At 42.8% G+C, this 6,605-nt stretch carries 4 protein-coding genes and 2 rRNA genes; all 6 read right to left on the reverse strand.

Features of this window, described 5'->3' with window-relative positions:
• Position 1 precedes the first annotated feature (1 nt).
• The 6 genes from holB to ACYFX0_RS30035 all read right to left on the reverse strand — a co-directional run bounded on the left by holB (position 2) and on the right by ACYFX0_RS30035 (position 6,596).
• The gene (gene holB, locus ACYFX0_RS30010; RefSeq protein WP_000978578.1) at positions 2 to 985 is read right to left on the reverse strand and encodes a DNA polymerase III subunit delta'; all 984 of its coding nucleotides are present in this window, start codon (positions 983 to 985) and stop codon (positions 2 to 4) included.
• Between the two features lie 35 nt (positions 986 to 1,020).
• Positions 1,021 to 1,647, reverse strand: a complete 627-nt coding sequence (gene tmk / locus ACYFX0_RS30015; RefSeq protein ID WP_000677218.1) for a dTMP kinase — start codon at positions 1,645 to 1,647, stop codon at positions 1,021 to 1,023.
• A 1-nt stretch (position 1,648) separates the two neighbouring features.
• The gene (locus ACYFX0_RS30020) at positions 1,649 to 3,070 is read right to left on the reverse strand and encodes an aminotransferase class I/II-fold pyridoxal phosphate-dependent enzyme (protein ID WP_106082527.1); all 1,422 of its coding nucleotides are present in this window, start codon (positions 3,068 to 3,070) and stop codon (positions 1,649 to 1,651) included.
• A gap of 71 nt (positions 3,071 to 3,141) precedes the next feature.
• The gene (locus ACYFX0_RS30025) at positions 3,142 to 3,321 is read right to left on the reverse strand and encodes a sigma factor G inhibitor Gin (RefSeq protein ID WP_000776279.1); all 180 of its coding nucleotides are present in this window, start codon (positions 3,319 to 3,321) and stop codon (positions 3,142 to 3,144) included.
• A 188-nt stretch (positions 3,322 to 3,509) separates the two neighbouring features.
• Positions 3,510 to 3,625 (reverse strand): 5S ribosomal RNA (gene rrf, locus ACYFX0_RS30030).
• A gap of 49 nt (positions 3,626 to 3,674) precedes the next feature.
• A 23S ribosomal RNA gene (locus ACYFX0_RS30035) occupies positions 3,675 to 6,596 on the reverse strand.
• Positions 6,597 to 6,605: the final 9 nt, after the last annotated feature.

Below are 6,605 nucleotides of genomic sequence, written 5' to 3' on the forward strand. Positions count from 1 at the left end.
GTCATCCCTCCTGCAACCGCAACACTAACTGTTCGAACACAAGCTGCGCATTTACATTAGCGTTGATTCTATTTTTTGCCTCTAATATATTAAAGAGAGCTGATACAATGCGCTTCTGAGCATAGGAAAACGATTCAAACATCTCTTTCTGCTCATGAAAAACAAGACGATCTTCTTCTCCAAGTTGAACATATAGTAAATCCTTATAAATAAGGAGTAACATATCTAAACCTTGTTGTAATTGTTCTTTCTCTCCAAAGTGTTTTCCCCATTTTTCTTGTACAAAAAAAATAGAGGTTTTATCTTTTTCGAGCGCTTCACATAATTTTATCACTAAAGCTCGTGCTTGTGCAAACCATTCATCACTACATAAAGCTAAAGCTTCATCAAAACTATTTGTGAGTTGAGCAGCAAGTGTCGATAAAGATGCTGTAATACCTTCTTCCTGTAATCTTCTAATTAAAGATTCCGTAGGTAACGGTCTAAACGTAACAACTTGGCAGCGAGATAAAATCGTATTTAAAATTTGATGACTTTGTTCAGTAAGTAAAATAGCGGTTGTATCACTACTTGGTTCTTCTAAAAATTTCAAAAGTGTATTTGCCGCATTTGCTGTCATACGATCTGCGTGCTCAATAATATATAATTTTTTATTTGCCTCTAATCCTGTTTTTGAAAACTCTTCTTGTAAATCATGAATTTGCTGCTTCTTAATAGATAATCCGTCTGGTTTTACAATATGTAAGTTAGGGTGGTTACCTGAATCAATTCGCTTACAATTTGTGCATACATGGCAGGGCTCTACTCCATTCCGCTGAGAACAGAGGAAACTCTTTGCCATTTGAATTGCTGTCGCAAACTTTCCCGTACCTTTCCCTCCCTCTAACAAGTAAGCGTGGGATATACGCTCTTTTGCAATGCTATTCATCAACATTTTTACACCGATGGGTTGTATAGCAGAAAGCTGCTCCCACGTCTTCATCATAATGCATACCTCACTTATTTCATTCTTTCCTTCTATTATAACAATTTATCTTCTATAATCTGAACAACTTCTTCTATAAGTTTTTCCATCGGCTGATCAGCATTTACCAATACAATACGATCCGAGAAACGTTCTACAACTTGTAAATACCCTTCGCGCACACGTTTATGGAAAGAGATATCTTCCATATCTAGTCGATTTACTTCACGTCCTGCATCTTTTTCAATTCGAGCCAAACCAACCTCAGGCTCAATGTCTAGATAAATTGTTAAACTAGGCATACAGTCCTCTGTTGCGAAACGATTTATTTCAAATACCTTATCCATACCCAACCCTCTTGCATAGCCTTGATATGCTAAAGAACTATCTATAAAACGATCACATAGCACGAGATAGTTCTCATTAAGTGCTGGCATAACTTTTTCTACTAAATGCTGTCTGCGCGCAGCAGCATAAAGAAGCGCTTCTGTACGTGCTTCCATCATCGTATATTCTTGTTTATGTAAAATCGTCCTAATGTCCTCAGAAATTGCAATACCACCTGGTTCCCTTGTCGCCATTACCTTTTGTGCTTTTTGTTCAAAATATGGTAATAAGCTTTTAATTAACGTTGTTTTACCTGAACCTTCTGGACCCTCAATTGTTACAAATAATCCCTTCATCCTAAAACCTACTTTCTATATCATACACTTTCATATATTTCGTATTACCTTGAAAACGAGCTCCTGCTCTCTCTAAATACATAATTTGCTCTTTATGCTCTGAAGTAATTCTCTCTCCATACATAACCAATGGAATTCCAGGTGGATACGGAATTACCATTTCCGCCGCTATCATTCCAACAGCCTCTTCTATAGATACTATCTTTGTTCCATATCCTTCTAGTTGTTTATACGTATACGGCAAAGGAGAGAATTCACCTTTATAAGTATAACGAATAGATTCCCTCTTGTCTTTCACGTCATAATGTTGCAATGCTACTCGGATCATCTCTATAACCTTCATATACTCCTCATTTACTTGCAGGGGTAAAATAAATAGGACATTGTACGGATCAGCCATCTCTGTATATATACCGACATTTTCAAATACGGACTGTAATTCGTACCCTGATAACTGACAACGAGTTTGTACGGTAACCTTTAGCTCGTCTTGCAACGGATATTCTAAAATGGCGATTTGTGGAATAGAACGTAACTGTTCCTTAAATCTCCGTAAAAACTCAACAATTTCACCATGTCCTTCTTCTTTTATACGCGCCATTGTAAAGCGTGCTATATCCAAGGAAGCCATAATTGGATACGATGGACTACTAGATTGTAGCATACTTAAATAAGTAGTAACCTTCTCTTCGTCTACTAAGTGACTATTTATATGTAAATAGGAACCCATTGTCATTGCGGGTAATGTTTTATGTGCAGAATGAACTACAATATCTGCACCATATGTTAATGCTGATTTTGGGAATGGTTCTCCCAAACAAAGATGTGCCCCATGTGCCTCATCTACCAAAACAGGGATTTTATGTGCATGTGCAAAAGCAATGATTGCCTCTAAATCCATCCCCATACCATAATAATTAGGATGCGTTAAAATGAGTGCTTTCGCATTTGGATATTTTCCAATTGCTTTCTTAATAATTTCATTACGAACTCCCACTGGTACGTTATAAGCTTCATCAATCCATGGATCTAAAAAAATGGGATTTGCTCCCGCTAGTTTTAAACCATTAATAATTGATTTATGACAATTTCTTTGTACAAGAACAATATCATGTTCCCTGCAACAAGACAAAATCATTGCTAAGTTCCCGACTGTTGAACCATTAATTAAAAAATAACTTCTCTTTGTATCATACACTTCAGTCAATAATTGTTGTGCCTCATCTATACATTCAAACGGACTATGCAAATCATCCAGTCCTGCTAACTCAGTTACATCAATAGATAGAATATCTTTAAACTCTCTTATTGCCTTCTGAGGGAAGTTTAAACCATTCTTATGACCTGGAACATGAAAAGATAACGACCCTCTTTCTTTAAACTCTATTAACGCCTCATATAAAGGCATATGATTTTGATTCATCTACATCTCTTCCTTATAATTCATTCTCCATCTATTATACAGAACAAAAAAAATAATAGGCATATGCCTATTTAAAAATATGATACTTCTAATTTTCGAAGTTGCTTTAAATAATGTATATATTTTGGATCATCTGTCTCTGTGTTCACCATATCCTTTTCACATTCATAACATATTAAATTATTATAAACATATATACCTTCTTTTCTTTTTGTCTCACAAACAATACAAACTTCACTTTGTAATTTCATAACCTTCCCTCCCTATTTAAGTGAACCTATTTTATACTTCTAATCCTTAACAATTTCCAGAAAAATATACACCCATCTCTTATATAATATGATTAACTCTTGGGCAACGTGTTTGTATTACCATTACTTCTTTCCCATTCTTTTTAACAATACAAAAAAACACGAGTCAAATGACTCGTGTTTTAGTTGCTTGGCGACGTCCTACTCTCACAGGGACAAGGTCCCAACTACCATCGGCGCTAGAGAGCTTAACTTCCGTGTTCGGTATGGGAACGGGTGTGACCTCTCTGCCATCATCACCAAACTATTGAAGGCATATTCCTTCAAAACTAGATAACATTGCTACATATTATATGGTTAAGTCCTCGATCTATTAGTATTCGTCAGCTCCACATGTCACCATGCTTCCACCTCGAACCTATCAACCTGATCATCTTTCAGGGATCTTACTAGCTTACGCTATGGGAAATCTCATCTTGAGGGGGGCTTCATGCTTAGATGCTTTCAGCACTTATCCCTTCCGCACATAGCTACCCAGCTATGCCCTTGGCAGAACAACTGGTACACCAGCGGTGCGTCCATCCCGGTCCTCTCGTACTAAGGACAGCTCCTCTCAAATTTCCTACGCCCACGACGGATAGGGACCGAACTGTCTCACGACGTTCTGAACCCAGCTCGCGTACCGCTTTAATGGGCGAACAGCCCAACCCTTGGGACCGACTACAGCCCCAGGATGCGATGAGCCGACATCGAGGTGCCAAACCTCCCCGTCGATGTGGACTCTTGGGGGAGATAAGCCTGTTATCCCCGGGGTAGCTTTTATCCGTTGAGCGATGGCCCTTCCATGCGGAACCACCGGATCACTAAGCCCGACTTTCGTCCCTGCTCGACTTGTAGGTCTCGCAGTCAAGCTCCCTTATGCCTTTGCACTCTACGAATGATTTCCAACCATTCTGAGGGAACCTTTGGGCGCCTCCGTTACACTTTAGGAGGCGACCGCCCCAGTCAAACTGCCCACCTGACACTGTCTCCCGGGTCGATAAGACCCGTAGGTTAGAATTTCAATACAGTCAGGGCGGTATCCCACCAGCGCCTCCACCGAAGCTAGCGCTCCGGTTTCAATGGCTCCCGCCTATCCTGTACAAACTGTACCAAAATTCAATATCAGGCTACAGTAAAGCTCCACGGGGTCTTTCCGTCCTGTCGCGGGTAACCTGCATCTTCACAGGTACTATAATTTCACCGAGTCTCTGGTTGAGACAGTGCCCAAATCGTTACACCTTTCGTGCGGGTCGGAACTTACCCGACAAGGAATTTCGCTACCTTAGGACCGTTATAGTTACGGCCGCCGTTTACTGGGGCTTCAGTTCAGAGCTTCGCTTACGCTAACCCCTCTCCTTAACCTTCCAGCACCGGGCAGGTGTCACCCCCTATACTTCGCCTTACGGCTTCGCAGAGAGCTGTGTTTTTGCTAAACAGTCGCTTGGGCCTATTCACTGCGGCTTTCCGTTAAGAAAGCACCCCTTCTCCCGAAGTTACGGGGTCATTTTGCCGAGTTCCTTAACCAGAGTTCTCTCGCACACCTTAGGATTCTCTCCTCGCCTACCTGTGTCGGTTTGCGGTACAGGCACCTTTTATCTCGCTAGAAGCTTTTCTTGGCAGCGGGGAATCAAAGACTTCGCTCCATAAGGAGCTTCCCCATCACAGCTCAGCCTTTACGATAAGCGGATTTGCCTACTTATCAGCCTAACTGCTTGGACGTGCACAACCAATCGCACGCTTCTTCTATCCTTCTGCGTCCCTCCATTGCTCAAACGATAAAGAGGTGGTACAGGAATATCAACCTGTTGTCCATCGCCTACGCCTGTCGGCCTCGGCTTAGGTCCTGACTAACCCTGAGCGGACGAGCCTTCCTCAGGAAACCTTAGGCATTCGGTGGACGGGATTCTCACCCGTCTTTCGCTACTCATACCGGCATTCTCACTTCTAAGCGCTCCACCAGTCCTTCCGGTCTGACTTCACTGCACTTAGAACGCTCCCCTACCACTGATACCATTGGTATCAATTCGCAGCTTCGGTGGTGTATTTAGCCCCGGTACATTTTCGGCGCAGAGTCACTCGACTAGTGAGCTATTACGCACTCTTTAAATGGTGGCTGCTTCTAAGCCAACATCCTAGTTGTCTAAGCAACTCCACATCCTTTTCCACTTAATACACACTTTGGGACCTTAGCTGGCGATCTGGGCTGTTTCCCTCTTGACTACGGATCTTATCACTCGCAGTCTGACTCCTAAGGATAAGTCATTGGCATTCGGAGTTTGACTGAATTCGGTAATCCGATGAGGACCCCTAGTTCAATCAGTGCTCTACCTCCAAGACTCTTACACTTAAGGCTAGCCCTAAAGCTATTTCGGGGAGAACCAGCTATCTCCAGGTTCGATTGGAATTTCTCCGCTACCCACACCTCATCCCCGCACTTTTCAACGTGCGTGGGTTCGGGCCTCCATTCAGTGTTACCTGAACTTCACCCTGGACATGGGTAGATCACCTGGTTTCGGGTCTACGACCACGTACTAAACGCCCTATTCAGACTCGCTTTCGCTGCGGCTCCGCCTCTTCAGCTTAACCTTGCACGGGATCGTAACTCGCCGGTTCATTCTACAAAAGGCACGCCATCACCCATTAACGGGCTCTGACTATTTGTAGGCACACGGTTTCAGGATCTCTTTCACTCCCCTTCCGGGGTGCTTTTCACCTTTCCCTCACGGTACTGGTTCACTATCGATCACTAGGGAGTATTTAGCCTTGGGAGATGGTCCTCCCAGATTCCGACGGAATTTCACGTGTTCCGCCGTACTCAGGATACATTCAAGAGAGAACGAAGTTTCGACTACGGGGTTGTTACCCTCTACGACGGACCTTTCCAGGTCGCTTCGTCTACCTCGTTCCTTTGTAACTCCGTATAGAATGTCCTACAACCCCAAGAGGCAAGCCTCTTGGTTTGGGCTATGTTCCGTTTCGCTCGCCGCTACTCAGGAAATCGCATTTGCTTTCTCTTCCTCCAGGTACTTAGATGTTTCAGTTCCCTGGGTCTGTCTTCCATACCCTATGTATTCAGGTAAGGATACCATACCATTACGTATAGTGGGTTTCCCCATTCGGAAATCTTCGGATCAAAGCTTACTTACAGCTCCCCGAAGCATATCGGCGTTAGTCCCGTCCTTCATCGACTCCTAGTGTCAAGGCATCCACCGTGCGCCCTTTCTAACTTAACCAAACTAAAA

The organism is Bacillus sp. NEAU-Y102, assembly GCF_054788175.1.